This window comes from Streptomyces sp. P9(2023) (assembly GCF_032436795.1).
Classification (GTDB): Bacteria; Actinomycetota; Actinomycetes; order Streptomycetales; family Streptomycetaceae; genus Streptomyces.
Genome location: NZ_JAUPWM010000666.1, coordinates 1 through 253 on the forward strand (window position 1 = coordinate 1; position 253 = coordinate 253).

At 72.7% G+C, this 253-nt stretch carries 1 protein-coding gene; it reads left to right on the forward strand.

Annotated elements, in window-relative coordinates; genetic code table 11:
• Positions 1 to 253, forward strand: a 253-nt coding sequence (locus Q5762_RS39060; protein ID WP_315897068.1) for a hypothetical protein, incomplete at both ends; no start/stop codon positions are given.

The following is a 253-nucleotide window of genomic DNA, read 5'->3' on the forward strand; positions in this document are numbered from 1 at the left end:
CGCCGTGGACGGGCTGAGCGGGCTGAGCCTTGAGAGCGGGCGCTTTCGCGCCGAGACTGCCGAGAGCGGGCGCCCCCGCGCCGCGCTGACCGTGACCTTCGAGGCGGCCAAGACCGGGCATTATCTGGCCGATGGCCCGGTCTGCTCGGGCCGCATCGAGGTGGTGCCGCTTGATCTGCCCCGATCCGTCGCGGGCAAGCCGATCAAGACCTATGCGCTGGCCCGGTTGCGGCCGGTGGGCGAGGGCGGCGAT